This is a genomic window from Exiguobacterium qingdaonense (genome assembly GCF_018617855.1).
Taxonomy (GTDB): Bacteria; Bacillota; Bacilli; order Exiguobacteriales; family Exiguobacteriaceae; genus Exiguobacterium; species Exiguobacterium qingdaonense.
In genome coordinates, this window is the sequence record NZ_JACSKY010000002.1 from 116557 (window position 1) to 142279 (window position 25723).

A 25723-nucleotide genomic window follows, 5' to 3' on the forward strand; every position below is an offset into this window, starting at 1 on the left:
GAAGAGAAGAATGGAGGTCGATTGAATGAATAAACTACTAGTGCTGGATGGGAATTCCTTAACATATCGTGCGTTTTTTGCACTGCCTCCGATGTCGGACGCATCAGGTCGGAACACGAATGCGGTATATGGGTTTACGATGATGTTACTAAAACTGATGGAAGATGAGCGACCGACTCATTTCGCCGTGGCGTTCGATGCGTCAAAGAAAACGTTCCGTCACGATACGTTCGCTGAATATAAGGGTGGGCGACAAAAGACGCCAGGCGAACTACGAGAGCAATTCCCTCTCGTGCGAGACGTTTGTCGGGCATTCGGTATCTCGGTATTAGAGCTCGACCAATACGAAGCGGATGATATCATCGGGACGCTCTCGAAAAATCCGACATTTGACGAAGTGACAATTGTGACAGGGGACAAGGACTTGCTTCAACTGATCAATGAACGCGTGACCGTCTATTTGACGAAGCGAGGGATCACGGACGTCGAAAAAATGAACGAGAACGCGTTCAATGAACGTTACGAAGGGCTAAAACCGATTCAAATGATTGATTTAAAAGGATTGATGGGTGATAAATCCGATAATATCCCTGGTATTCCAGGGGTCGGAGAGAAGACGGCGCTGAAGCTCATCGGAACGTATGGAACGGTCGAATCGCTTTATGAACATACGGATGAGTTAAAAGGGAAGCAAAAAGAGAAAGTGGAGTCGAATGAGCGAGAGGCAAAAATGTCGAAACAGTTGGCGACGATTTATACGGACGTGCCGATCGATGTGACGATTGAGGATCTTGTCTTTAAACCGTATGACGCATCGATTGTAAAGCCCCTTTTCATGGAGCTACAGTTCAAGTCACTCATTGGAAAGCTAACGGATAGCCATTCCGAAGAACCAGTCGAAAAAGTGGTGCGTCCAACGATTGACTTGGCCGACCAAGATTTAACTCGTGCGGTCTTATTACTTGAACAGTTACATGATGATTATTTTGAAGAGGACTTGGTCGGAGTGGCGATTGCGTCGGACCGCGGCGTGACGATCGGCGATTTGACGCTTCTTGAAGAGGAACAGGTAAAATCATGGATCGAAGATGAAGCGAAGACGACGATTTGTCTCGATGCGAAGCAGACAATCATTCAGTTGAAACGTCACCAATTGACTCTTCGGGGATATGAAGACTTGCTCGTCGCCGGCTATTTATTGAACCTATCCGGTGGAACGTCACTCAGCTCGATTGCCGCACACTTTACGTATCAACTCGAGGAAGATGAAGCAGTTTATGGTAAAGGCGCGAAGACCAAAGTGCCAGAAGATGAAGTGTTCCATGCACATCTCGCAGAAAAAGCACACGCCATCTACTCATTATTTGAACGCGTCGTTTCAGAGCTGAAAGAGAACGAGCAGACGGAACTCTATGAGGCGCTCGAAAAGCCGCTCATCTCCGTGTTAGCCGAGATGGAGTGGGCCGGCATTCATGTGAATGTGGAGACGCTCCAACATATGGAGACGGACCTTCGCGAACGTCTGAGCGCGCTCGAGGTGACGATTCATGAAATGGCCGGTGAACCGTTCAATATCAACTCACCGAAACAGCTAGGTGTCGTCTTGTTCGAAAAATTAGCGCTTCCCCCTGTGAAAAAGACGAAGACCGGATACTCGACCGCTGCGGATGTCCTTGAGAAGTTGGCACCACTTCATCCGATCATCGAGAAAATCATGCATTATCGTGAACTCGGAAAACTCCAGTCTACGTATGTCGAAGGTTTGCAGAAAGTCGTGAAGGACGACGGGAAGATTCATACGCGTTATACACAGACGCTGACTCAAACGGGACGGCTTTCGTCGGTCAACCCGAATCTTCAAAATATCCCGATTCGATTGGAAGAGGGTCGTCGCATCCGTAAAGCGTTCACCGCTAGTGAGCCGGGGTGGGTCCTGTATGCGGTCGATTACTCTCAAATCGAACTGCGCATCATGGCACACATGTCACAAGATGAGAAGATGATGGCAGCCTTTCTCCATGATGAGGACATTCACACGTCGACGGCGGCAAACGTATTTAAGGTATCAACAGAAGAGGTCACGTCACTTATGCGTCGTCAAGCGAAAGCAGTCAACTTCGGCATCATCTATGGCATCAGTGACTATGGACTCTCTCAAAACTTAGGTATTACACGAAAAGAGGCCCAAGCGTTTATCGATACGTATTTTGAACAATTCCCTGGGGTGAAGACGTTCATGGATGCTGCGATTGAGCGGGCACGTGAACACGGGTTCGTCGAAACGATGTTGAAACGACGCCGGAACATCCCGGACATCCATTCACGTAACTTCAACTTGCGTGGATTCGCCGAACGTACTGCCATCAACACGCCGATTCAAGGAACGGCAGCAGATATTATTAAAAAAGCGATGATTGATGTCGATCATGCGCTAAGCACGTCGAATCTTCAATCAAAGCTCTTGTTACAAGTGCATGATGAATTGATCTTCGAAGGTCCGTCCGAGGAGATGGAAGCGTTAGAAGCATTAGTGACCGAAGCGATGGAACACACCGTCAGACTCGATGTCCCGTTACGTGCAGACGGAGCGGTTGGGTCGACGTGGTTCGACACGAAATAAACGGATAGAAAGGAAATCAGTATGCCAGAACTACCAGAAGTCGAAACGGTCTGTCGCAGGTTGCGACCGATCGTTTCAGGAAAGACGATTCAATCTGTCGATGTACTCGACCCAAAAATTATCCGCGGACTCGATCCTGAAGAATGGGCTCACCATTTAATCGGGGAAACCATTACGGATGTGGAACGTCGGGGGAAATTCATCTTATTCAAATTGACGAACGGTTATCTCGTCTCCCATCTTCGGATGGAAGGAAAGTTTTTCCCATATGAGACCGTTACCGAACCAGTTAAACATACACATGTCGTGCTCACGTTTACGGACGAATCGACGCTCCATTACAATGATGTCCGTAAATTCGGGACGATGGAGTTGCGGACGAATGAGACGGTTCACACGACTCCGCCTCTCTCGTTACTTGCGTACGAACCGTTTGATGAGCGTGTGACAACGGCGTCGCTACATCGACGTTTGGAGCGGATGAAGACGCGTGCCATTAAGACGGCTCTCCTCGATCAGTCCATATTCGTTGGACTCGGAAACATTTATGTCGATGAAACGCTGTTTCGTGCGAGTGTCCATCCGACTCGACCGGCCGCAAGTTTGTCGCGCGAAGAAGTCGACCGTGTGCGAACTGAAGCCGTTACCGTCTTGAATGAGGCTATTGAGCGTGGAGGTAGTACGATTCGAAGTTATGCCAATCCAGATGGCGCCTCAGGTACGTTTCAAGAGAGGCTCTACGTATATGGTCAGACAGGAGAGCCGTGTCGCCGATGCGGACATGAAATCGAAAAGATGAAACTGGGCGGACGTGGCACACATTATTGTCCGCACTGTCAACAACGGTAAGGGGTGGACGAGTATGTTGAAAATTGGATTGACGGGTGGAATCGCTACCGGGAAGTCCACGGTGTCACGACTGTTCCGAGAGAGGGGGATTCCGATTATCGATGCCGACTCAATCGCAAGAATGGTCGTCGAGCCGGGCGGAAAGGCTATCGAAGGGGTCAAAGCAGCTTTTCCAAGTTGTTTTCATGGTGACGTATTGAACCGCCCCGCTCTTGGGCGCGAGATTTTTCATGACGAAGCAAAGCGTCAACAATTGAACGAGTTGATGCATCCGGCGATTCGTGAAGAGATGAAGGAACAAATGCAATCGTACGAGGCATCGGGAGAGTCTGTCGTCATGTTTGACATCCCTCTTTTGTTCGAAGGTACGATGCTCGACCTTGTCGATTATTCGATCGTCGTCTATTGTCGGGAAGAGATTCAGTTGATGCGTCTCATGGAACGAAACGGATTGACGAAAGAAGAGGCGCTTGCCCGGATTCACTCGCAAATCCCAATCGAAGATAAAAAGCATCAAGCTGATTTTCTCGTGAACAACAACGGGGCGTTAGGGGAGCTGCCACCGCAAATTGACCGTCTGATCGAACAGTTCAATAAATTAAAAAAAGAAGGCGAGTGAGCCTCCAAAAAGACAGATGGCCTGCGTTGCGACCATTTGTGTGACTCGTCCCAAGGCGCCCCGATTTTGGAATTGGCTACGGAAATCATGGGCTCCGTAAGAACGAAATCAAAGATGTTGTTGTCAATAAGCTGAAGGCGATCCGCCTTCAGCTTATATTTAGTTTATCGGATCCGATTCAGGTGATCCTTTCTTCCACGTATCATAAATCGCTCGGCCGTCACTCGGGTGACCGCTTGAATAATAGATCGGGTAGAGTGAGAAAAAGATATAGTAAAACGAGAAGTAGGCAAATTGATAAGTGTACAGAGTCGGCTCGATTTCTTGTTGGAGGATAAACCAGTTTAATATGAGGATACTCGCCATATTGAAAAGCGCTCCACCAGCGTATACGAAGGAGCGGGTCACTTTATTGCTCCACTTCAAATCTGAAAACTGACACCACGCATCATAAAAGTAGACACGGTTCACTTGTAACGGACCTAGCTTGAACAGTTTCTTCCCCGTTCCGATTTGCATGTCGAGTGTGCCACCGAACAATCGTGCGAAGAAATAGTGTCCTAACTCGTGAATCAATGTCACAATCGGTAAAATGATGAAAAATGATATGAAAAATTTGTCGATGTCGCCCCAATCAAACATCGTGATCCCTCCTTTATCCATTGCTACTCGAAAAGAAATTCCCCTCATGTTCAAAAAGTAAACGGTGAAAAATGAAGAAAATGTGACAATAAATAGTGAAAACGCTTACAAGTATCCGTTATAATGGAATCGTAATGTAGAAAAAGGGGGATTTATCATGGGGACAAAAGTTGCGATTAATGGATTTGGTCGAATCGGAAGAATGGTATTTCGGAAACTGATGCTAGAAGGGCGTCAGGAAGTTGTCGCGATTAACGCAAGTTATCCAGCGGAGACGCTCGCTCACCTCATCAAGCATGATTCCATTCACGGTCCACTCGAATTGACAGTTCGTGCGCATGGGGATGCGCTCGAAGTCGATGGGAAACGAATCAAACTGATTTCGGAACGTGATCCGTCTCGATTACCATGGGCTGACCTAGGTATCGATATCGTGGTCGAGGCGACCGGGAAGTTCAATTCAGACATCGGAGCAAGACTTCATCTTGATGCAGGTGCGAAAAAAGTGATTTTGACCGCACCTGGAAAAGGGGATTTACGCACGATCGTGATGGGGGTCAACGATCGAGACTACCGTCCTGAAGAGGATCATATCATTTCAAACGCATCGTGTACGACGAACTGCCTCGGTCCGGTCGTGAAAGTACTACATTCCACTTTCGGAATCGAGACGGGACTCGTTACGACGGTGCACGCCTACACGAACGATCAAAACAATATCGATAATCCACACAAAGATTTACGTCGGGCCCGTGCTTGCGGTAGTTCGATCATCCCGACATCGACCGGTGCGGCGAAAGCGATCGGGCTCGTCATGCCAGAACTTGAAGGAAAACTGAACGGGATGGCACTACGTGTCCCGACACCGAACGTATCACTCGTCGACCTAGTCGTGGAACTTCATCGCGACGTCACGGTCGATGAAGTCAATAAAGCATTTGAACGCGCATCATTCGGAGAGATGACCGGTATTTTAGGCGTATCTGATGAACCTCTCGTCTCCATTGATTTCAATGGAGACGACCGTTCATCGATTATCGATTTAGATTCGACGATGGTGCTTGGTGGTAACCATATCAAAGTGCTCGCGTGGTATGACAATGAATGGGGTTATTCATGTCGTGTCGTGGATTTGTTAGACATGGTCGCTAGTTATCTACAAATCGGACAACAAGAAACGCACGCCTGAAAAATATTACGCTTAAAAAAATATTTTTTAAGATTTTTAATCAAATGTCTTGTCACGATGTCCCAAACACGTTACACTCAGTTTCGTGAACTTCAATTGGTCTGACAAACGCAACTTAAAGGGTTAGGACCTCTTAGGACTAACTTGCCCCCGTGGTTGTGGGCGATTCAGGCACAAAGTGAGTGATCATCAACTACTTTGAGACCATTGATGTAAAGGGGGATCCACTAATATGGATACTATGGGACGTCACATTATTACAGAACTTTGGGAGTGTAATCCCGACAAATTAAATGATATCGACTTCATCGAACGCTTGTTCGTCGATGCTGCTCTTCGCTCTGGCGCTGAAGTCCGCGAAGTCGCATTCCACAAATTTGCACCACATGGTGTAAGTGGGGTCGTCATCATTTCAGAATCACACTTAACGATTCACAGCTTCCCAGAGCACGGCTATGCTTCAATCGACGTGTTCACTTGTGGAGATCGAATCGATCCAGCTACTGCATCACAGTATATCGCTGAAGGCTTGGATGCGAAAGTACGTGAAGATGTGAAACTTGAGCGTGGAATGGGACCGATTCGCGTTCCAAACGCACAGGTTGCACTGTCAAAATCAAACTGAAGCACCTATAGAGGCTGGCCGATTATCGGTCAGCCCTTTTAATTGTTTTGTTGTCGCCTTAATTTTGATATGCTTAACGTATATAACTCAGGTGTTGAGGTGAATTATGGGACTGTTTGACAAGTTACAAACACATATCGAAACGAAAGATACACATAAAAATGAGTCGCTTCAGACTCGTTACTATTCAGCTTCTCCGAACGCGATCTTAAAATGGTTAGAAAATCAGATTCAAGCGAATGGGCAGACGGTTCGACGGATTGATGCGAATCGAGGCGAGCTCTCCTTCATTGGAGATGGTTGGGATGGACTCATCACGATTGTGCAAGTAGATGGTGGTCGCACAGCGGTTGACTTCACGCTAAACCGTGAACAGCGAATCGGCACAGACCTTGCGCGAATCGTCTCTCATTATTATGATGCGCTTACAAATCAATTCCCGCTCCGAGCCATCGGAACTAAATCAGTCGAACGATAAGGAGGTTTGAGCATGCGTTGCCCTAAATGTGATCACAATGGAACGAGAGTGCTCGATTCTCGACCGGTGCAAGACCATTATTCGATTCGACGTCGTCGTGAATGTGAAAAATGTGGGTATCGGTTCACAACATTTGAAACAGTTGAACAGACACCACTCATCATCGTGAAGAAAGATGGGAACCGAGAGGAATTCAGTCGTGAAAAAGTGCTTCGCGGCATCATTCGGGCGTGTGAAAAACGACCGGTCACCGTCGAACAGCTTGAAGGCGTTGTGACGAAAGTTGAACAACAACTTCGTGCTCTCGCCCAGTCGGAAATTCCGAGTGAACAAGTGGGTGAATTGGTGATGAATGAGCTAGCGCGTGTGGACGAAGTCGCCTATGTCCGATTCGCGTCAGTTTACCGTCAGTTCAAAGACATCACGGTGTTCTTTAAAGAACTTGAAGATTTAATGAAGCAAGAAAATTCGACCAACTAAAGGGCGGCCTGCTGGTCGCCCTTTTTCAGGGGAGAGAACTATGGAGAAAGAACGTACAATCTTTGGGACGGACGAACTGTTAATTATGAGTACGGGTCTTGTCGACCGGGAATCGTATCAGTCCCTTTATCATTTATATCAACCTGTCATCGGAGTGAACGCGCTTGCGCTTTACCAGACGCTATGGAGCGAACTGAAGCCAGGTAAAATGAAATCGAATTATATGTCACATAGTGCACTGTGCGAGATGTTAGACTATTCAATCGATTCGTTGATGGACAGTCTATTCCGTCTTGAGGCAATCGGGTTGGTGCGTACGTATAAAACAAAAGATGCCCGATTGACACAGTACGTCTATCAGTTGCGTGTCCCGCTTGCGCCGCATACGTTTTTAAATGATGGACTGTTGTCGAGCTTCCTCTTCTATAAAGTTGGAGAGGTGCGATTCAAACAATTACAGGGTCGCTTTACAATCGACCCGTTACCGGCGGGCATCGTCGAAGTGACGAAAGACTTTAATGAAGTGTTTGACGTCAAAGGGGTGAATCATCGCTCGTTCACACAAAAAAATTATGAAAAGCCTGACCGGGCAAAAATTGAAATCAACTATTCGTTCGATATGGAAATTGTGAAGAAATTGACGAATTTCCCAGTCGGTTTTTTCACTAAAAAACTAGACGAAACCATTACAAAGCTCGCCTACGTCTCGCAACTTGATGAAGAGATGATGGCCGAGATGTTGAAGGAGTATTTTGTCCATGAAGCGTACCTTCCGCTCAGTGAACAAGAGAAGCGGGATGGCTGCCGTCAGATGGTGTTACAGTTAAAGAAAAAGCAAACACGTCATCGTAAAGAAAAAGCGACCGAGCTGGAGAAGACAACGTTAGGAGACCTCCATGACCCGGATGTAATGGAGGCCGCCCATCCTCATCAATACGTATCGACTTTGCGAAAAACACCGCAATTGTCTAAAAGCGATGAACAGCTCGTCATCGAGCTCGTCGATACACTCGGTCTCACGCCGGGAGTGATCAATGCACTTTTCTATTATTGTATCGAAGTGAAAAAACAGACCCGTCTAAACGAGAATTACGTCCTTCGCATTGCGACGAGTTGGAAGACGGCGGGATATACGAATGCGAAAGAAGCGTTAGAACGCGAAGCGTCACAAGATGCGCTCATTGAGAAAAAACAACAAAAACGGGAAAGTGTACAACGGACGACTGTCGGCTCGCGTCGGAAGACCCAAAATGGCGACATGCCGAAGTGGCTCGAAGATGAAGCGAAACAACAGCGGTCGTATGACGAGGCGCGTAAAAAAGAACTCGAATCGTCTGTACCGGATGATGCGGAACTCGTGAAGTTGTTGAATGAATTGAAAGAGAAGGGGTGAGGGGATGGAACGAATCAACGAGTCGCTGTCTCGATTGATGAATCGAAAAGAAGTGCGTGAGGCGTATGAGTCGATTCGCAGACGAACGCTCAATCATCCTGGAGTGATTGCCTTTTTGAACGCTCATCCTGAGCTAGAAGAGAAGGCGATTGAAATCGGATTTACGAAACTGAGTGAGTACGCGGAGCAAATGGACGGGAAAAAGTTGATGGAAGAACAAGCGGTGATCCCAGGACATCAACCGGTTCTTTACGTCGACTTGGGTCAAATTGCGATTCGCTATGAAGAGACGGTCACTCACCGACAGGCTCGGCGCCAAAAAGAAATGGATCGAAAATTTAAAAGCTTATTCTTACCAGAAGAAGTGCGTGAGGCGAGTTTTGAGTCGTTTGATTGGGCAGATGATGCCCGCAAAATCGCACTGCGTGAAGCGATGCGATTCGTGACGGGGATGAAGAACCGGCAAAAAGTGAACGGTCTTTATCTACATGGGAGTTTCGGTGTCGGGAAAACGTATTTACTTGCAGCGATTGCGAATGAGTTGAAGGTGGCGGACATCGAGACGATCTTAGTTCATGCTCCGGGCTTTGTGTCGGAGGCGAAACGTAAAATTCGTACCGAGTCGTTCGACTCTTTCTTGACGTCGTTTCAACATGTGCCAGTCTTACTGATTGATGACATCGGTGCTGAGGCCATCAGCCCATGGGTGCGCGATGAGCTGTTCGGGATCATTCTTCAATATCGGATGATGCACCGCTTGCCGACGCTTTACAGTTCGAACTTTAGCGGCGAAGAGCTCGAGACTCACTTCTCAATCGACGGGTCACCGCAAAACAAAATGAAAGCGCAGCGACTCATGCAACGGATTTCAACGACGACGACTCAAATTGAGCTAAAGGGTGAAAATCGTCGGCGGTAAAGGATTGTTTTTCTTTACCGAGTTCATTATACTAGGAATCATATAACTGATGCATAGAAGAGGATATGGATCATCGAGACGAGTTATAGCGAGGGAAGGGCGGTGGAAGCTTCCTAACGACGACGATGCATTTACTCCCTCGGAGCACCGTACGGGTCAATCGTGCGGCGATTCACACCCGTTAGCGTGTGTTCGAGCCAAGCGTATCGCTTGGGAACGAGGGTGGTACCACGAGAATCAAAGCTCGTCCCTTTTTGAGGGATGGGCTTTTTTTATATTTATTTAGAGGGGACAGATGTACATGATTCAATTGACATTTCCAGATGGTGCGGTAAAAGAATTTGATGCCGGCATCACAGCAGAAGACGTCGCGGGCTCGATCAGCCCGGGACTTCGCAAAAAAGCAATCGCAGCAAAGCTTGATGGAGAACTGATTGACTACCGTCGTCCAATTGAGAGTGACGGAAAGATCGAACTCGTCATGCCGGACTCGGAAGACGGTCTCGATTTGATGCGTCACTCGTCTGCGCATTTGATGGCACAAGCAATCAAGCGTTTGTACGGGGAAGACAATAACATCTACCTCGGAATCGGACCGACGATTGAGAACGGATTCTATTACGATATTGAGATGGACCGTCGCATTAATGAAGAAGATCTCCCGGAAATCGAGAAGATGATGAAACGCATCGTCGACGAGAACTTAGAGATCACACGCGAAGTCGTTTCTCGGGACGAGGCACTCGCTCGTTATAAAGAGTTAGGAGACCCACTTAAAGTTGAGTTGATTGAAGATATTCCTGCTGAGGAGACACTCACGATTTATCATCAAGGTGAGTTTTTCGATCTTTGTCGTGGACCACACGTCCCATCGACTTCGAAGTTGAAAATCTTTAAATTGATGAGCGTGGCTGGAGCATACTGGCGTGGTGACTCGGACAATAAGATGTTACAGCGTGTTTATGGAACGGCGTGGGCGACGAAAGAACAACTCGCAGAGCATTTGCGTCTTCTCGAAGAAGCGAAGGAGCGCGATCACCGTAAACTCGGAAAGGAACTCGACTTATTCTTCGTCTCACAAGAAGTTGGTCAAGGGTTGCCGATGTGGCTCCCGAAAGGCGCATCGATTCGTCGTACGGTTGAACGCTATATCGTCGATAAAGAGCTTGAACTTGGATACCAGCACGTATATACACCGGTGCTCGGGTCGGTCGACTTGTATAAGACATCAGGACACTGGGATCACTATCAAGATGATATGTTCCCGAAAATGGAGATGGACAATGAGGAGCTCGTTCTTCGTCCGATGAACTGTCCGCACCATATGACGATTTATAAACATGAGCCGCGTTCATACCGCGAGCTTCCACTCCGTCTCGCCGAGCTTGGTGGGATGCACCGCTACGAGATGTCGGGCGCGCTGACAGGTCTTCAACGAGTGCGCTATATGGTCTTGAATGACGGGCACACGTTCGTCACGCCAGATCAAATGAAACAAGAATTTAAAGACATCGTCCACTTGATTCAAGAAGTGTACGCTGACTTTGGGATTAAAAACTACCGTTTCCGCCTCTCGTATCGCGATCCTGCCGATAAAGAGAAGTACTTCGATAATGATGCGATTTGGGAGATGGCGCAGAGCCAGTTGAAAGAGACGATGGACGAGCTCGCCCTCCCATACTTCGAAGCGGAAGGGGAAGCGGCATTTTATGGACCGAAACTCGACGTACAAGTGCGTACGGCGCTCGGGAAAGAAGAGACGCTCTCGACTGTCCAACTCGATTTCTTGCTACCGGAACGTTTCGATTTGACATACACAGGACCAGACGGGAAAGACCATCGTCCGATCGTCTTGCACCGTGGTGTCGTCTCGACGATGGAACGGTTCGTCGCATATTTGATTGAGGAATATAAAGGCGCGTTCCCGACATGGCTCGCACCAGTCCAAGTCAAGTTGATTCCGGTCTCACACGTTCACGACGAATACGTCGCTGAAGTGAAAGCCGAGCTGATCAAACGTGGCGTTCGCGTCGAAACGGACCTTCGTGACGAAAAACTCGGGTATAAGATCCGTGAGGCACAGATGAAGAAGATTCCAATGACACTCGTTCTCGGAGACAAGGAACGGGACGAACGTGCGGTCAACATTCGCCGTTACGGTCAACAAGAACAAGTCTCAGCCTCGCTTGACGAGTTCATCGCATCACTTACAGAAGAGATTGCGAACCGTTCACGCTAAGTGAGAGCCACCTTTCCTAAAAGAAAGGTGGCTTTTTTCGGTCTGTAGACGGATGTGGATTTGGTCGTCGGCACGTATCGTAAACGTAAGGAGTGATAAATGATGAATTATATGAAGCCGGTATTGGCACTTACGATTGGAGCAGTCGCATTTACAGGAGCACTTCCGAAAGTCGGGGCGGAGGCGATCGTCAAGGATACAATCGTGACGCTTGGTGAATCGTTATCTTCAGAACAACAGAGTTGGGTACTCGAGCGTATGGACGCCCCGGAAGGAATCGAACCGATCATCGCGACAGCCGCGGATGAAGAAAAGTATCTAGGCGACGCTGTCCCACAGGCACAGCGTGGTGGCGGCATGTACTCGTCTGCTCGCATCAAATTGACGGACGGGACCGGTCTCGATATTCAGACGGAGAATGTGACGTGGGTAACGAAAGATATGTATGCGAACGCCCTCGTCACAGCCGGTGTAACGGATGCGGACATCTATATCACGTCACCGATCAACGTGACAGGAACATCTGCACTGACAGGAATTATGAAGGCATATGACCAAACAGCAGCTGAAACAGGGATTGAATTGTCTGATGAACGAAAAGAGTTGGCGCAAGAAGAACTTGCGGTCACATCTGAACTTGGTAAGACGGTCGGACAAGAGGACGTTGCAGGTCTCATGAACGAAATCAAGGCGGAGGTCGCCAATCAGATGCCTGAGACGAATATTGAAATTCGCGACATCGTCATTCAAGTACTGAACCAAAACAACGTTCAGCTATCTGAAGGGCAGCTCGATCAATTGACGACGCTTTTTGAAAACATGCAGCAGGCCAATTTAGATTGGTCAGCGATCAGTAGTGGGTTGAAAGATGCGGGGCAGGACGTTCAGGCATTCCTCGAACAGGAAGAGGTCCAAGGATTCTTTGCGAGATTGTTTGAAGCAATCAGCAACTTCTTCAAGTCGTTAACAAACTAAGTGGTACTAAAAAGGGCATCTGCCCTTTTTAGTACCACCGTTTATGGATATAGTTTTGCGCCGATTCATGGTCATCGACAATCTTTAGCGTGATGCGATTCATTTCTTCTAACAAGTCTGTCAAAACTGCCTTTAATTTCTCATCTTCTAAGCCATGTGCCTGCATCGTCTTACTGACAATCTGTTGCACTTGATCATGATAGTCATGCTCTCGCGTCACATCTTTTCGCCAGTTCATGTCAATCCCTCCTTTGATATTTCATTATTCCCTTTGAAAAGGTATTGCGAAACGAGAGAATGACTGGTATCATCATAAAAGTGTGAGCTACCAATTATTCATGCGCGATATCTTGACATCTTTTCCTGCTAGTGCTAAGATGACATAGTGATTAAAAACAACAAAGCAGAAGCACCCGCTTTTCACCTCGTCTGAGAGTCATCAGGCAGGTCCATCAAGTTCTTGGTTCATTCGGCCTCGTCTGCCGTTTTATGACCTCAACTGATGTGTGGGTGGGAAACTGCCGACGCTTTTTTTATTGCCATGTTGTCTTGTCAATCTAAATCTCGTGCAATTGCACGATGGAGGTGCTAACCATTAGCAAAGAGCTCTTTATCAACGAAAACATTCGTGCCCGTGAAGTACGTCTCATCGGCGCAGACGGTGCACAACTCGGTGTGAAATCACGTAACGATGCGTTACGTTTAGCTGAAGAAGCGGAACTAGACCTCGTCTTAGTCGCAGATAAAGCAAATCCACCGGTCGCTAAAATTATGGATTATGGAAAGTACCGTTTCGAACTTCAGAAGAAGGAGAAAGAAGCGCGTAAAAACCAAAAAGTGATCCAAATGAAAGAAGTACGTCTCAGTCCGACAATCGAGGACAACGATTTCCAAACAAAATTGCGTAATGCACGCAAGTTCCTTGAAAAAGGAAACAAAGTGAAGGCTTCGATTCGTTTCCGCGGACGTGCCATCACACACTCGGAAATCGGGAAACGTGTTTTAGACAAAATGGCAGCGGAATGTGCCGACTTGGCAACAGTTGAACAAAAGCCGAAGATGGAAGGACGCAGCATGTTCTTAGTGCTGGCTCCGAACAAAGAAGATTAATCATCGATTCTCAGTGGGGAGGAAATACTCATGCCGAAAATGAAATCGCACCGCGGTGCTTCAAAACGTTTCAAACGTACAGCATCTGGTAAACTCAAGCGTTCACACGCTTACACAAGTCACTTGTTCGCAAACAAATCGACTAAAGCGAAACGTAAGCTCCGCAAAGGCGCTATCGTATCAGCTGGAGACTTCAAACGCATTCGCAACATGATCGCGAAGTAATACAGAAACAATTTAGGAGGGAATCCATATGCCACGCGTAAAAGGCGGTTATACGACTCGTCAACGTCGTAAAAAGCAAATCAAACTTGCCAAAGGATACTTTGGTTCGAAACACATTCTATTTAAAGTAGCAAAACAACAGGTCATGAAGTCACTCATGTACGCTTACCGTGACCGTCGTCAAAAGAAACGTGATTTCCGTCGTCTTTGGATCACACGTATCAATGCGGCAGCACGTACAAACGGTCTCTCATACAGCCGTATGATGCACGGCCTCAAGCTTGCAGGAATCGACATCAACCGTAAGATGCTTGCTGAGCTTGCTGTGACAGATGCACAGGCATTCGCGTCACTCGCTGAAACAGCTAAATCAAAATTGAACGCGTAATCGTTCAATCGACAGCGCCGAGACAATCTCTCGGCGCTTTCTTTTTCCTTTAGACTTTTTTAAAATGAAGAAAAGGAGGGACGTACATGAATCAATCAGTCCTAGCGATCGTTGCCCTTGCATTGATTGTCTTAAATGTATATACCTACGTACAGGCAAAACGATTCACGCATGGGAATGGTGACTTCAACGTGTTATACGCATATGCAGGGGGAGCCATCGGTGCCTTGTTCGGCTTTCATTTAACACGTAAAAAGACGGTTCATGCCTCAAAATCAGTCCAATTACAAGTATTGATTTTAGCGGTAGGCTGGTCTTTAATGATTTTAGTACTGCTATAAGTGGAGATAGGGGAGGAACATCCGGTGAACTGGACAACATTGTTTGATCAGCAGCGCGAATTAGACGAGCGGATCAAGGCACAACATGGATTATCCGGTAATCAGTTCGATGAACGGTTACTGGCGCTGCTTGTCGAGCTCGGTGAACTGGCTAACGAAACACGTAGCTTTAAGTTTTGGTCGAAGAAAGGACCGTCGCCTCAAGACGTGATCTTAGAAGAATATGTAGACGGTATTCATTTCTTACTGTCACTTGGTCTTGCGCTCGGGTATGAACGAGATGCGTTTCCTGCGGGAAGTTCATATCTTGACGCGACTGATGCTTTTTTAGATATTTATCGAAAAGTGACGAACTTTGGTCTTTCAAAAACGGAAGCCATGTACGAGACGCTGATGGCAGCTTATCTCGAACTTGGTTATACGCTCGGTTTTAATGAGCAACTCATACTAATGGCATACATGAATAAAAACGAAGTAAACCATGAGCGACAAAATCAAGGATATTAATGAAAGGAGCGGATTGGTATGAATGAATCGTTACATATGTTAAAACGGTTAACGGATGCGACGGGAGTCCCGGGAAATGAGGGGGAAGTCCGTCAACTGATGCGTGAGTACCTCGAGCCACACGTCGAATCGTTCGACCAAGACGGACTTGGTAGCCTATTCGGACAAGTGACAGGAGATGCTGAAGGACCGCGTGTCATGATTGCGGGACATATGGATGAAGTCGGCTTTATGGTGACACGAGTGGAGGAAGGTGGGTTCCTTCGTTTCCAGGCGCTCGGTGGCTGGTGGAACCAAGTCCTTTTGGCACAACGAATGGATGTCGTGACGCGTGCTGGCGAAAAAATCCCAGGTGTCATCGGTGCGAAACCACCTCACGTGTTACCGGTTGAGGCGCGTAAAAAGCCGGTCGAGATCAAGGATATGTTTTTAGATATTGGAGCGACGTCTAAAGACGAAGTGACTGAATGGGGCATTCGTCCAGGTGATACGGTCGTACCGCATTGTGAGTTTACGGTCATGAAGAATGAGAACTTCTTGATGGCGAAAGCTTGGGATAACCGGATCGGATGCGCGATTGCCATTGAAGCGGCAAAACGATTGAAAGAAGAATCATTCCCGGGAGTCTTGTTTACGGGAGCGACCGTACAAGAAGAGGTCGGGTTGCGTGGCGCGGTCACTGCTGCCAACTTGATTCAGCCAGATGTGGCGATTGCGGTCGACACCGGTATTCCGAGTGATACGCCAGGGATGACACCAGCAGAAGGGTTATCAAAACTCGGAGACGGAGTGCAAGTCATCTTCTTCGATGCGACAACCGTCACAAACCCACGTCTTGTCGACTTAATCGTTGACGTGGCCAAAGAGCAAGACATCAAATATCAATTGGATTTAACGCCAGGAGGCGGAACAGATGCAGGGCGATTCCACCTTTCTGGAATCGGAATGCCGGCCATCGCATTGACAGTGCCTGTCCGCTATTTACACACGAATGTGTCAATCATTCATAAAGATGACTATGAGGCAGCGGTGCAACTCGTTGTCGCATTGACGAAACGCTTAGACCACGAAACGGTCCAATGGTTGAAAGAGGGATAATATGACGAAGATTACGTCTACGAAGAGTGAGACGATTAAACGATTGAAACGTTTGATGACGAAAAAAGGTCGTCAAGAGACAGGTCAATTTCTTGTGGAAGGCGAGCACTTGGTGGATGAAGCGATTAAAGCCGGTCGACTCGTACAACTCATCATGGCCGAATCGTATGTGCCGAAAGGGACGTGGCGACTCGAAAATATGCCGGTACTCGAGTTATCCGATCACGTCGCCGACATCCTCTCCGAAACGGAGAAAACGCAAGGTGTATTTGCTGTCGTGAAGATGACGCCGGTCGAACGGAAGATGAAGAATGTACTCGTATTAGACCGGATACAAGACCCGGGTAATCTCGGTACGATGATTCGGACGGCAGATGCTGCCGGATTCGATACCGTACTTCTCGGGAAGGGAACGGTCGACCCGTTCAACGCAAAAGTAGTACGGGCGACGCAAGGTTCCCTGTTCCATGTGAGTGTGACTTCGGTCGACTTACTTGAAAAGTTACCAGAGTTGAAGGAGTCCGGTTTCCATGTGTATGGTACAGCCCTCTCAAAGGCGACATCGTATGAACAAGTTGCGTTTGAAGACAAGGTGGCCCTTGTCATTGGAAATGAGGCGCAAGGGGTACACCCTGATGTGTTGGCACTCTGTGACACACGCGTTCACATTCCAGTGCTCGGTGAGGCAGAATCGCTCAATGCGGCGGTCGCCGCTGGTATTTTAATGTATCGTATCGCGTTACAATAATCTTGTCAGCACGTAAAAAACGTGATAGGTTAAACTCATCGATCAATAATATATGACGTTGAAAGAACATAGTAAGCGAATGACCGGTTCCGTCAAGGGAGCAAAGGCCGTGACTGAGAGCCTTTGCCGGAGTCGTCGCTGAATTCACTCTGGAGTCGTGTTGGAGACAACACCGGTTTGGCATCACGATATCGATGCTCACAAGTGGGCCATCAATTGGCCAAGTAGGGTGGTACCGCGATGATTCGTCCCTTCAGTCAACGACTGAAGGGACTTTTTATGTAGAGGAGGAAGTGTAAACATGAAAGAACAATTAGAACAGTTACAAGTGGAAGCGTTAGAAGAAATTAAACAGGCATCCACACAAAAATCATTAAATGACGTCCGCATCAAATATTTAGGGAAAAAAGGTCCGATGACTGAGGTGCTTCGTGGCATGGGCAAACTATCTGCCGAAGAGCGTCCAATTATCGGTGAAATGGCCAATACGGTCCGTACATCGATTCAAAGCACACTCGATGCTCGTATCGAGGAAGTGAAGGCGATTGAGCTTGAAGAGAAGTTACGAGCAGAAACACTCGACGTGACGCTCCCTGGTCGTACTTCACTTCCTGGCCACAGCCATCTGTTACAACAGATCATCGACGAGATGGAAGATTTGTTCGTTGGTCTTGGCTATACGATCGCAGAAGGTCCAGAAGTCGAGACGGACCTTTACAACTTCGAGATGCTAAACTTACCAAAAGATCACCCGGCACGAGACATGCAGGATTCGTTCTATATCACCGAGGAGACATTGCTCCGTACACATACGTCACCTGTACAAGCACGGACGATGTTAGAGGCGAACGGCAAACCGATTCGCATCATTTGCCCGGGCAAAGTGTATCGTCGCGATGAAGATGATGCGACGCATTCACACCAGTTCATGCAAATCGAAGGTCTTGTCGTCGATGAAGCGATTTCGATGGCTGATTTAAAAGGGACGCTTGAAGTGTTCGTCAAGCAGTTGTTCGGTGAAGCACGTGAAATCCGTCTCCGTCCAAGCTTCTTCCCATTCACAGAGCCATCGGTCGAAGTCGACATCTCTTGTTTCAAATGTGGTGGAAAAGGCTGTAACGTCTGTAAAGGAACCGGTTGGATTGAAATTCTCGGCGGTGGGATGGTCCACCCACATGTATTAGAAATGGCAGGCTATGACTCATCTGTGATGTCCGGATTCGCATTCGGAATCGGGGTCGAACGTATGGCGATGCTCAAACACGGCGTCGATGATATCCGCCACTTCTATACAAATGACTTACGCTTCATCGAGCAATTCTAAGGAGGAAGACAGATGTTACTTTCAAAAAAATGGTTGAATCAATATATTGATGTCTCAGATTTAAGCGGACAAGCGCTCGGCGACTTGATCACGAAAAACGGGATTGAAGTCGAGAGTGTGACGAACCGTGGAGAAGGGCTTTCAGGGATTGTCGTCGGTCGTGTCCTTTCATGTGAAAAACATCCAGAAGCGGATAAATTGAACGTGACGAAAGTGGACATTGGTGAATGTGACCCCGTCCAAATCGTCTGTGGTGCACCAAACGTAGGCGAAGGACAATACGTCATTGTGGCGAAAGTAGGAGCTCGCTTACCAGGACTAAAAATCAAAAAAGCAAAACTTCGTGGTGTCGAATCACACGGGATGATTTGTTCACTCGAAGAACTTGGGTTCGAAAAGAAACAAATTCGAGAAGATGAGCAAGATGGGATTCACACGTTCCGTGAATCGGTACAAGTCGGTGCGGACGTACTCGATTTACTAGACTTGAACGATGAGGTCATCGAACTCGGTCTTACTCCGAACCGTTCAGATTGCTTGAGTCTCTACGGAATCATTCATGAGGTTGCGGCCATCTTGGAACGTCCATACACGTTGCCGACAGCAGACGCGACATCGTCATCACCATCGGCGGTGACGATTGAACTCGCAACACCGAACTGCCCATACTATGCAGCTCGTGAAGTAAAAGGGGTAATGATTTCAGAATCGCCACAATGGCTAAAAAATACGTTGATCGCAGAAGGTGTCCGTCCAATCAACAACATTGTCGATGTGACGAACTACGTGATGCTTGAAATGGGGCAGCCGCTTCACGCATTTGATTCGAAAAAACTCGGCAACTCGATTGTAGTTCGTCAAGCGAAAGACGGCGAAGAGATGGTTACACTTGACGACGTGACACGTACCCTCGATTCATCGATGATGGTCATCACGGACGGGAAAGTACCGGTCGCAATCGCAGGTGTCATGGGTGGCGCGAGTACAGAAGTCGATGCAACGACGACTGATATCGTTTTAGAATCTGCATATTTCGATTCGGCATCTGTACGCAAGACGAGCCGCACACTCGGTCTTCGTTCAGATTCAAGCGCACGTTTTGAAAAGGACGTCGATCCGGAACGCGTCGTGCTTGCGCTCGATCGTGCCGCGCAGTTGATTGAGGAGATCAGCGGAGGGGTAGTGTATGACGCAGTAAGCTCGGGCGAAACAACATCGCGGGCCCGTCAAATCGAGGTATCGATTGACTATATTAACAAGCGTTTAGGAATGACGCTCGATCGTCAGACAATTGTTCAAATCTTGGAGCGTCTCGGTCTCACGACTGAAGGGGGTGACGTGCTGACAGTTCATATTCCTTCGCGTCGTCCAGACTTAGAACTTCCGGCCGACATCACAGAGGAAGTAGCACGTTTATACGGATATGATAGTCTTCCTTCTACACTACCTGCGTCTCAGTCAAAAGGTTATTTGCCAGTCATCAATGCACTGCGCAGAAACACACGTCGCGTGTTACAAGGGGGCGGCTTGTCACAAGCTATTACTTACTCGTTAACGAGTGAGGCACACGCAACGCGCTTTGGTGGAGAGGCCGATCAACTCGTCCGTTTGGCGATGCCGATGAGTGAAGAGCGCTCGGTTCTTCGCACGTCGCTCATCCCTGGATTGTTGGAAGCGGCACGTTACAACACGGCCCGACAACAGTCGAACGTCGCATTATATGAGACGGGTCGTGTCTACACTGAGCACGGTGATACATTACCACGCGAAACAGAACGTGTGGCAGGTGTCGTCACGGGTCTTTGGATGGACCATCGCTCACAAGGTACACGGATTCCGGTTGATTATTTCGTTGCAAAAGGGATTGTCGACACGTTAGTCGAAACGCTGCGACTAGAAGTCACATATGAGGCGGTGTCGATGCCTGATATGCACCCGGGTCGCACGGCGAACATCGTGATGGACGGAGAAGTCATCGGATATGTGGGACAAGTACACCCAGGAACATCAAAAGACGTATACGGGATGAAGGAAGTGTATGTGTTTGAGCTCAATCTTTCGGCACTCCGAGGAGAAGAGACACTTCTTTATCAAGACGTCCCACGCTATCCATCGATTGCACGAGACTTGGCGCTCGTCTTGCCACGTGCGACTCCAGCTGGTGTCGTCGAGCAGACGATCCGACAAGCGGCCGGTCCACTCTTGATTGACCTCGTCTTGTTTGACGTGTATACAGGAGAGAATGTTGGGGCGGATGAGAAGTCAATCGCCTTCTCACTCAAGTTCCAAGACCCGTCAAGAACGTTGCAAGATGAAGAAGTAACGGCAGCATATGAAACAATCGTTGAAGCGGTCCGTGCGGCACACGGTGCTGAAGTACGAGCGTAAAATAAGGAGCGTTGTCCTATGTGGACAGCGCTCCTCTTTGTTTGGATAAAAAAATAAGGAAGCACGGTGGCTTCCTGACTCAGCTCATTTTTAGCGAAAGTGCTTGAATCTGATGATCGATAAAATCCATCGACAACGCGTTGAATTGATCGGGTTGGTCTACATTGACGACATGTCCAGAGTCTGCAACGATTTCAACATTGGCTGTTGGTTGATGCTTTGCCGTCCGTTCGACAGCCTCAAGAAACATATAGTCCTCGTCGCCCATAATGTATAAAATCGGCACGTTCGTTTGAATTGACGTGATTTGGTTTAGCAATGGATTGATATTCTCAGTCATCTTGAACCATCTGATGAACTCGCGCTGGCACAAGTTTGCCGCATCTCGGACGAACATCATTCGAGATTTTTTGTGCCGTTTTTTCGGCAACAAAATCCAAGCGAACAATTTGTACAACCACATGTATGGGACGAAATTTTGGACGAGACTACCGAGACGGATGAGCAACGTCGATCGGACGTTGAACTTGACGATGGCTCCTCCGAGGACGACCGATGCGATTCGGTCCGGATAGTGTTCGAACATCGCCTGAATGACAATCGTTCCTAAAGACAGACCGACCATATGCCCTTTTTCGATACCTAGGTGGTCCATGACTTCAATCACATCTTTTGCAACGACATCAAACGTATAGGCGTTCAGAGGTTGTTTGAGCGACTGTTCTGCATCATACGAACCGCCATGACCGCGCAAGTCGACGAGTAACACATTATATTTTTTACGAAATGGCCGAAGTTGACGATACCAGTGAGATAGACTTCCACCGGCTCCGTGAATGAAGATGACCCAAGGATGGTCATCGCTAATCGTGTAGGTTTTATAATGCAACATGAACGCTATCCCCCAAAAATTTTAAGTTCATTTAACCATAAAAAGAGTATATCATACTTGATGTCGAAGCTCTACATGCGACGTTCATTCAAGTGAATCGCTTTTTTTGTGTTCGCAAAATGGATTTTTGCGAGGTTATGCAAATAATCTTGTCCATGCCGCTGGATGATGGTGGCGGCAACTTGATCGACTTTGGAGCCTGCCCCTTTAGGAAGGGTGACACCTACTTCTTTGCTTAATTTGTCCATCTCTTTCAAAAAGAAAGCGCGAGCTAAAATCGAGGCTGCTGCGACAGCGACATGGAGACCTTCTGCTTTAGTAGAAAAATAGACGTCGTCTCGAACGACATCCCGTTCTGCCCGCAAATGCTGATAATACAACGATTTCTCTGCAAACTGGTCGATTAAAATGGCATCAGGTCTTTTCCCGAGTTTTTGAAGCAATGCTTGTAGCGCAGCGTTATGGGCGATTGCGGTCATCTTACCTTGTGTCATCGTACGTTGCATCTTGTTATAGGTCGGATTGTGCAAGGTCGCCTTTTGATAAGGAATAGTGGCATGTAAATCTCTAGCGATCCGAATGATCTCCGGATCCGTTAACTGCTTCGAGTCTTTGACACCGAGTTCTTTGACAAGAGCGATCTGGTCTCGTGACACAAAGGCCGCTACGACGACGAGCGGTCCGAAATAATCCCCCTTGCCGACTTCATCGCTACCGATGACGGACCAATTTGAAAATCCTTCAGGCAAGGTAGTGCTCGGGACGGATGGCTGTTTCTTCTTGGCTGGTGTTCCCCATTTCATCGCCTCGGTCTCGGCATCCTTACCTTGAAACATCACTTTACCCGATTGATAAATCGTCACGACAAACCCTTTAGTTTTGGCACTGAACGTCGCATAAGGTGGGGGGGTGATCGCATACTCGTGGTACATATTTTTTAACTTTTCTTGTGAGGCGGTGGATAGCTTAATGACTTGGTTGCCCAAAATGAGCACTTCCTTTCTATCTGGCACATTCATTTTACAATTTTTTAAGATTTTTTGAAACCGAAGAAGAGGTTTTATCGTATATGGAAGAGAGTAAAGAAAAGTGAGGTGAAGTGGACGTGTGGTGGCGCGATGACACGCAACAAGATGAGGTGGAGAAGTTATATAAGCATATTCTCGAACTTGAAGCGAGAATTGCCAAATTAGTAGCTCATCAAGTGAGAGTGCGTCGGCTGCTGATGCAAGATTCTTCTGAAGAAGTGACGGACCAGATCATTCAAGTTCAAAAAGAAGTTGATTATTTTTTAAACAGGATGCGACTCGAACGAGAAGAGCTCGTCGAGTTATACAATCGACGCCGCATCGAACAGTCCATCGGTCGAGTCCGGGAAACGAACGATTTAAGAACATCGTCATTGTCGGAATGGGATGCGATAGAAGATCAGCTCGCATTAGAAGTCGAACAGATTCGACGCGTATTGATGACGGAACAGAAACGTCGACAGGAGGGGTGGTAATGGAGGCAATCGATCAACTGTACTGGTGGGTGTTGATTATCGCTGGTTTCGGGACATTCGTCTACATGTTGTTTTCCGATGCGTTTGACGTGTTTGAAGGTTGGTTCAACCCTGCCGTCATCTTATCGTTTTTGGCACTTGGCGCAGGTATCGGACTAATATTGAACGCATTGGCCCATGTTTCTCCAATGATCGGTCTCGCTGTCGCATTAGTTGGTTCGTTCGCGTTGACGACGCTTCTATACTTATTCGTATTGTTACCATTATCAAACGCTGAAGAATCAATCGGTTTGACAGATGACGCGTTAGTTGGACGAGTCGGCCGCCTGACAGTTCCGATTCCTGAGGGCGGGTACGGAGAAGTAATGATCGAGACGGTGACGGGATCCCTTCTAAAGACAGCTCAAAGTATGGACGGCACTTCGATTTCGACCGATCAACGAGTCGTCATTATCGAAGTAAAAGGCAATATTGCAATCGTCATGAAATATGACGAACCTACGATTCGAGAGGAGAAATAACGTATGGATACGGCTATTTTGGTCAGCATCATTGTCGGGGTCATCATCCTCGCACTCATTTTTGTATTCGTATTAAAATATCGCACAGTCGGGCCGGATGAGGCGTTGATTGTGACGGGGAGTTATTTAGGAAAGAAAAACGTACATAGCGATGCATCCGGAAACCGCGTCAAAATCATTCGTGGCGGCGGTACGTTCGTACTTCCGGTATTCCAGCAAGCGGAACCACTGAGTCTACTCTCTAGTAAGTTAGAGGTCACAACGCCTGAAGTATATACGGAACAAGGTGTACCGGTAATGGCGGATGGGACAGCCATCATTAAAATTGGTGGGTCAATCAGTGAAATCGCTACAGCGGCTGAACAGTTTTTAGGTAAGCCAAAAATCGAACGGGAAAACGAGGCGCGAGAAGTGCTAGAGGGACACCTGCGCTCGATTCTTGGTTCGATGACGGTTGAAGAGATTTATAAAAACCGTGACAAGTTTTCTCAAGAAGTACAACGTGTCGCCTCTCAAGATTTGGCGAAAATGGGATTGATCATCGTATCCTTCACAATAAAAGATGTCAGAGACAAAAACGGTTACTTAGAATCACTAGGGAAGCCAAGAATTGCTCAAGTGAAGCGTGATGCTGATATCGCGACTGCGGAAGCCGACAAAGAGACACGCATCAAACAGGCAGAGGCGATGAAGGACGCGAAAAAAGCAGAGTTAGAGCGAGCGTCTGAAATTGCTGAAGCGGAAAAAGAAAACCAGCTTCGTATTGCGGCATACCGACGCGAACAAGACGTCGCCAAAGCCCGGGCCGACCAGGCTTATGAACTCGAGGAGGCGCGTGCGAAACAGGAAGTCACTGAACAGCAGATGCAAGTCCAAATCATTGAGCGTCAAAAGCAAATCGAGCTCGAAGAGAAAGAAATCATGCGCCGTGAGAAGCAGTATGATTCAGAAGTGAAGAAAAAAGCCGATGCAGACCGCTATTCGATTGAACAGTCTGCAGCCGCGGATAAAGCGCGTCAAATCGCAAGCGCAGATGCAGAGAAATATCGTATCGAAGCCCAAGCGAAAGCTGATGCTGAACGTGTGCGCTTGGCGGGTCTCGCAGAAGCTGATTCTGAACGGGCGAAAGGTGAGGCGGAAGCTGAAGTCATTCGTTTGACAGGTCTAGCCGAAGCAGAGGCGAAAGAGAAGATCGCCGAAGCCTTCGCACAATACGGACAGGCCGCGATTCTCGACATGGTCGTCAAGATGCTTCCTGATTATGCGAAACAGATTGCTGCACCACTCGGTAACATCGATCAGATCACGGTCGTCGACACGGGCGGTGGTCAGAACGGCGGCGCTGGGAAAGTGACAGGTTATGCCACCGATCTCATGGCATCACTTCAACAAACGTTGAAGGCATCTTCAGGTATCGATATGAAAGAGTTACTAGAGAACTTTGCTGGGAAAGGTACAAAGATGCCGGTACCTGAGCGAGAGCTAGGTGATTCAACAGAGGCTCCAACAGAATGAGCATAAATGGACCATAGACTTCGCGTCTATGGTCCACTTTTTTGGTTTGCCTAACCACGATGGATTTGTTAGTAAAATTCAATGCAACTCATAACCGTAGCGAAAGAGACAATGGCGATCACGTTTATCACATA

Annotated in this window: 27 protein-coding genes; 23 read left to right on the plus strand and 4 right to left on the minus strand. The window is 47.7% G+C overall.

From position 1 onward, the window contains the following. Window positions 1-25 precede the first annotated feature (25 nt). Genes polA through coaE form a run of 3 tightly spaced genes read left to right on the plus strand, consistent with a single transcriptional unit; the run spans window position 26 to window position 4088 of the window. Window positions 26-2620: a DNA polymerase I gene (gene polA, locus KNP00_RS03955; RefSeq protein WP_215142474.1), complete on the plus strand. Its 2595-nt coding sequence runs from the start codon at window positions 26-28 to the stop codon at window positions 2618-2620. Between the two features lie 21 nt (window positions 2621-2641). Next, window positions 2642-3469, plus strand: a complete 828-nt coding sequence (mutM, locus tag KNP00_RS03960) for a bifunctional DNA-formamidopyrimidine glycosylase/DNA-(apurinic or apyrimidinic site) lyase (protein WP_215142475.1) — start codon at window positions 2642-2644, stop codon at window positions 3467-3469. A gap of 13 nt (window positions 3470-3482) precedes the next feature. Next, the gene (gene coaE, locus KNP00_RS03965) at window positions 3483-4088 is read left to right on the plus strand and encodes a dephospho-CoA kinase (RefSeq protein ID WP_215142477.1); all 606 of its coding nucleotides are present in this window, start codon (window positions 3483-3485) and stop codon (window positions 4086-4088) included. A 159-nt stretch (window positions 4089-4247) separates the two neighbouring features. On the opposite strand, the gene KNP00_RS03970 is transcribed toward coaE, so the two are convergent. Continuing rightward, complete coding sequence (locus KNP00_RS03970) at window positions 4248-4730, minus strand: site-2 protease family protein (protein WP_215142479.1); 483 nt, start codon at window positions 4728-4730, stop codon at window positions 4248-4250. A 157-nt stretch (window positions 4731-4887) separates the two neighbouring features. Between KNP00_RS03970 and KNP00_RS03975 the strand changes: the two genes are divergently transcribed. The 8 genes from KNP00_RS03975 (at window position 4888) to KNP00_RS04010 (ending at window position 13028) form a co-directional block, all read left to right on the plus strand. After that, on the plus strand, window positions 4888-5919 hold the full coding sequence (locus KNP00_RS03975) for a glyceraldehyde-3-phosphate dehydrogenase (RefSeq protein ID WP_215142481.1): 1032 nt from the start codon (window positions 4888-4890) through the stop codon (window positions 5917-5919). Window positions 5920-6151: 232 nt separating this feature from the next. After that, window positions 6152-6544 (plus strand): adenosylmethionine decarboxylase, encoded by a 393-nt coding sequence (gene speD, locus KNP00_RS03980; protein ID WP_215142483.1) that lies wholly within the window; start codon window positions 6152-6154, stop codon window positions 6542-6544. A 106-nt stretch (window positions 6545-6650) separates the two neighbouring features. Then, window positions 6651-7022 carry a hypothetical protein gene (locus KNP00_RS03985; RefSeq protein ID WP_215142485.1) on the plus strand — a complete coding sequence of 124 codons (372 nt, stop codon included), beginning with the start codon at window positions 6651-6653 and terminating at the stop codon, window positions 7020-7022. A 12-nt stretch (window positions 7023-7034) separates the two neighbouring features. Next, window positions 7035-7502 carry a transcriptional regulator NrdR gene (gene nrdR, locus KNP00_RS03990; protein WP_215142487.1) on the plus strand — a complete coding sequence of 156 codons (468 nt, stop codon included), beginning with the start codon at window positions 7035-7037 and terminating at the stop codon, window positions 7500-7502. Window positions 7503-7542: 40 nt separating this feature from the next. Then, window positions 7543-8895 (plus strand): DnaD domain protein, encoded by a 1353-nt coding sequence (locus KNP00_RS03995; RefSeq protein ID WP_215142489.1) that lies wholly within the window; start codon window positions 7543-7545, stop codon window positions 8893-8895. Between the two features lie 4 nt (window positions 8896-8899). Next, window positions 8900-9814 carry a primosomal protein DnaI gene (dnaI, locus tag KNP00_RS04000; protein WP_215142492.1) on the plus strand — a complete coding sequence of 305 codons (915 nt, stop codon included), beginning with the start codon at window positions 8900-8902 and terminating at the stop codon, window positions 9812-9814. Window positions 9815-10109: 295 nt separating this feature from the next. Next, window positions 10110-12053, plus strand: coding sequence for a threonine--tRNA ligase (thrS, locus tag KNP00_RS04005; protein ID WP_215142494.1), 1944 nt, complete (start codon window positions 10110-10112; stop codon window positions 12051-12053). Window positions 12054-12155: 102 nt separating this feature from the next. After that, window positions 12156-13028, plus strand: a complete 873-nt coding sequence (locus KNP00_RS04010; protein ID WP_215142496.1) for a DUF1002 domain-containing protein — start codon at window positions 12156-12158, stop codon at window positions 13026-13028. A gap of 28 nt (window positions 13029-13056) precedes the next feature. Here the strand turns inward: KNP00_RS04010 and KNP00_RS04015 are convergent, their stop codons facing one another. Then, window positions 13057-13266 carry a hypothetical protein gene (locus KNP00_RS04015; RefSeq protein ID WP_215142498.1) on the minus strand — a complete coding sequence of 70 codons (210 nt, stop codon included), beginning with the start codon at window positions 13264-13266 and terminating at the stop codon, window positions 13057-13059. 341 nt (window positions 13267-13607) lie between these two features. On the opposite strand from KNP00_RS04015, the gene infC reads away from it, so the two are divergent. The 9 genes from infC to pheT all read left to right on the plus strand — a co-directional run bounded on the left by infC (window position 13608) and on the right by pheT (window position 21157). Next, on the plus strand, window positions 13608-14138 hold the full coding sequence (gene infC / locus KNP00_RS04020) for a translation initiation factor IF-3 (protein ID WP_074033409.1): 531 nt from the start codon (window positions 13608-13610) through the stop codon (window positions 14136-14138). Window positions 14139-14168: 30 nt separating this feature from the next. Continuing rightward, a complete protein-coding gene (rpmI, locus tag KNP00_RS04025) occupies window positions 14169-14363 on the plus strand; it encodes a 50S ribosomal protein L35 (protein WP_012726697.1) in 195 nt (64 codons plus the stop codon). Window positions 14364-14391: 28 nt separating this feature from the next. Continuing rightward, the gene (gene rplT / locus KNP00_RS04030; RefSeq protein ID WP_012726696.1) at window positions 14392-14751 is read left to right on the plus strand and encodes a 50S ribosomal protein L20; all 360 of its coding nucleotides are present in this window, start codon (window positions 14392-14394) and stop codon (window positions 14749-14751) included. 86 nt (window positions 14752-14837) lie between these two features. After that, window positions 14838-15092, plus strand: a complete 255-nt coding sequence (locus tag KNP00_RS04035; protein ID WP_215142500.1) for a hypothetical protein — start codon at window positions 14838-14840, stop codon at window positions 15090-15092. Window positions 15093-15116: 24 nt separating this feature from the next. Continuing rightward, a complete protein-coding gene (locus KNP00_RS04040; RefSeq protein WP_215142502.1) occupies window positions 15117-15599 on the plus strand; it encodes a dUTP diphosphatase in 483 nt (160 codons plus the stop codon). A gap of 18 nt (window positions 15600-15617) precedes the next feature. Beyond that, the gene (locus KNP00_RS04045; protein ID WP_215142504.1) at window positions 15618-16697 is read left to right on the plus strand and encodes a M42 family metallopeptidase; all 1080 of its coding nucleotides are present in this window, start codon (window positions 15618-15620) and stop codon (window positions 16695-16697) included. A gap of 1 nt (window position 16698) precedes the next feature. Next, on the plus strand, window positions 16699-17445 hold the full coding sequence (locus tag KNP00_RS04050; protein WP_215142506.1) for a TrmH family RNA methyltransferase: 747 nt from the start codon (window positions 16699-16701) through the stop codon (window positions 17443-17445). Between the two features lie 301 nt (window positions 17446-17746). Continuing rightward, window positions 17747-18769 (plus strand): phenylalanine--tRNA ligase subunit alpha, encoded by a 1023-nt coding sequence (gene pheS / locus KNP00_RS04055; RefSeq protein WP_215142507.1) that lies wholly within the window; start codon window positions 17747-17749, stop codon window positions 18767-18769. 12 nt (window positions 18770-18781) lie between these two features. After that, window positions 18782-21157 carry a phenylalanine--tRNA ligase subunit beta gene (gene pheT / locus KNP00_RS04060; protein ID WP_215142508.1) on the plus strand — a complete coding sequence of 792 codons (2376 nt, stop codon included), beginning with the start codon at window positions 18782-18784 and terminating at the stop codon, window positions 21155-21157. 79 nt (window positions 21158-21236) lie between these two features. On the opposite strand, the gene KNP00_RS04065 is transcribed toward pheT, so the two are convergent. Continuing rightward, window positions 21237-22049 carry an alpha/beta fold hydrolase gene (locus KNP00_RS04065; protein ID WP_215142509.1) on the minus strand — a complete coding sequence of 271 codons (813 nt, stop codon included), beginning with the start codon at window positions 22047-22049 and terminating at the stop codon, window positions 21237-21239. 71 nt (window positions 22050-22120) lie between these two features. Continuing rightward, window positions 22121-23035: a ribonuclease HIII gene (rnhC, locus tag KNP00_RS04070; protein WP_215142510.1), complete on the minus strand. Its 915-nt coding sequence runs from the start codon at window positions 23033-23035 to the stop codon at window positions 22121-22123. Window positions 23036-23154: 119 nt separating this feature from the next. Between rnhC and KNP00_RS04075 the strand changes: the two genes are divergently transcribed. The 3 genes from KNP00_RS04075 to KNP00_RS04085 are packed head-to-tail and all read left to right on the plus strand — an operon-like array spanning window position 23155 to window position 25589. After that, window positions 23155-23553 carry a hypothetical protein gene (locus KNP00_RS04075; RefSeq protein ID WP_215142511.1) on the plus strand — a complete coding sequence of 133 codons (399 nt, stop codon included), beginning with the start codon at window positions 23155-23157 and terminating at the stop codon, window positions 23551-23553. Beyond that, window positions 23553-24074 carry an NfeD family protein gene (locus KNP00_RS04080; RefSeq protein WP_215142512.1) on the plus strand — a complete coding sequence of 174 codons (522 nt, stop codon included), beginning with the start codon at window positions 23553-23555 and terminating at the stop codon, window positions 24072-24074. The genes KNP00_RS04075 and KNP00_RS04080 overlap by 1 nt, the downstream gene beginning before the upstream one ends. 3 nt (window positions 24075-24077) lie before the next feature. Beyond that, the gene (locus tag KNP00_RS04085; protein WP_215142514.1) at window positions 24078-25589 is read left to right on the plus strand and encodes a flotillin family protein; all 1512 of its coding nucleotides are present in this window, start codon (window positions 24078-24080) and stop codon (window positions 25587-25589) included. Window positions 25590-25723 lie beyond the last annotated feature (134 nt).

Coding starts and splice junctions, on each gene's coding strand:
- rplT (WP_012726696.1), top strand. CDS start 14,392: ATGCCACGCGTAAAAGGCGGTTATACGACTCGTCAACGTCGTAAAAAG.
- dnaI (WP_215142492.1), top strand. CDS start 8,900: ATGGAACGAATCAACGAGTCGCTGTCTCGATTGATGAATCGAAAAGAA.
- KNP00_RS03985 (WP_215142485.1), top strand. CDS start 6,651: ATGGGACTGTTTGACAAGTTACAAACACATATCGAAACGAAAGATACA.
- KNP00_RS03975 (WP_215142481.1), top strand. CDS start 4,888: ATGGGGACAAAAGTTGCGATTAATGGATTTGGTCGAATCGGAAGAATG.
- KNP00_RS04015 (WP_215142498.1), bottom strand. CDS start 13,266: ATGAACTGGCGAAAAGATGTGACGCGAGAGCATGACTATCATGATCAA.
- mutM (WP_215142475.1), top strand. CDS start 2,642: ATGCCAGAACTACCAGAAGTCGAAACGGTCTGTCGCAGGTTGCGACCG.
- nrdR (WP_215142487.1), top strand. CDS start 7,035: ATGCGTTGCCCTAAATGTGATCACAATGGAACGAGAGTGCTCGATTCT.
- KNP00_RS04010 (WP_215142496.1), top strand. CDS start 12,156: ATGAATTATATGAAGCCGGTATTGGCACTTACGATTGGAGCAGTCGCA.
- KNP00_RS04085 (WP_215142514.1), top strand. CDS start 24,078: ATGGATACGGCTATTTTGGTCAGCATCATTGTCGGGGTCATCATCCTC.
- speD (WP_215142483.1), top strand. CDS start 6,152: ATGGATACTATGGGACGTCACATTATTACAGAACTTTGGGAGTGTAAT.
- KNP00_RS04045 (WP_215142504.1), top strand. CDS start 15,618: ATGAATGAATCGTTACATATGTTAAAACGGTTAACGGATGCGACGGGA.
- KNP00_RS04050 (WP_215142506.1), top strand. CDS start 16,699: ATGACGAAGATTACGTCTACGAAGAGTGAGACGATTAAACGATTGAAA.
- pheT (WP_215142508.1), top strand. CDS start 18,782: ATGTTACTTTCAAAAAAATGGTTGAATCAATATATTGATGTCTCAGAT.
- coaE (WP_215142477.1), top strand. CDS start 3,483: ATGTTGAAAATTGGATTGACGGGTGGAATCGCTACCGGGAAGTCCACG.
- pheS (WP_215142507.1), top strand. CDS start 17,747: ATGAAAGAACAATTAGAACAGTTACAAGTGGAAGCGTTAGAAGAAATT.
- KNP00_RS04080 (WP_215142512.1), top strand. CDS start 23,553: ATGGAGGCAATCGATCAACTGTACTGGTGGGTGTTGATTATCGCTGGT.
- infC (WP_074033409.1), top strand. CDS start 13,608: ATGGAGGTGCTAACCATTAGCAAAGAGCTCTTTATCAACGAAAACATT.
- polA (WP_215142474.1), top strand. CDS start 26: ATGAATAAACTACTAGTGCTGGATGGGAATTCCTTAACATATCGTGCG.
- thrS (WP_215142494.1), top strand. CDS start 10,110: ATGTACATGATTCAATTGACATTTCCAGATGGTGCGGTAAAAGAATTT.
- KNP00_RS03970 (WP_215142479.1), bottom strand. CDS start 4,730: ATGTTTGATTGGGGCGACATCGACAAATTTTTCATATCATTTTTCATC.
- KNP00_RS03995 (WP_215142489.1), top strand. CDS start 7,543: ATGGAGAAAGAACGTACAATCTTTGGGACGGACGAACTGTTAATTATG.
- KNP00_RS04065 (WP_215142509.1), bottom strand. CDS start 22,049: ATGTTGCATTATAAAACCTACACGATTAGCGATGACCATCCTTGGGTC.
- KNP00_RS04035 (WP_215142500.1), top strand. CDS start 14,838: ATGAATCAATCAGTCCTAGCGATCGTTGCCCTTGCATTGATTGTCTTA.
- rpmI (WP_012726697.1), top strand. CDS start 14,169: ATGCCGAAAATGAAATCGCACCGCGGTGCTTCAAAACGTTTCAAACGT.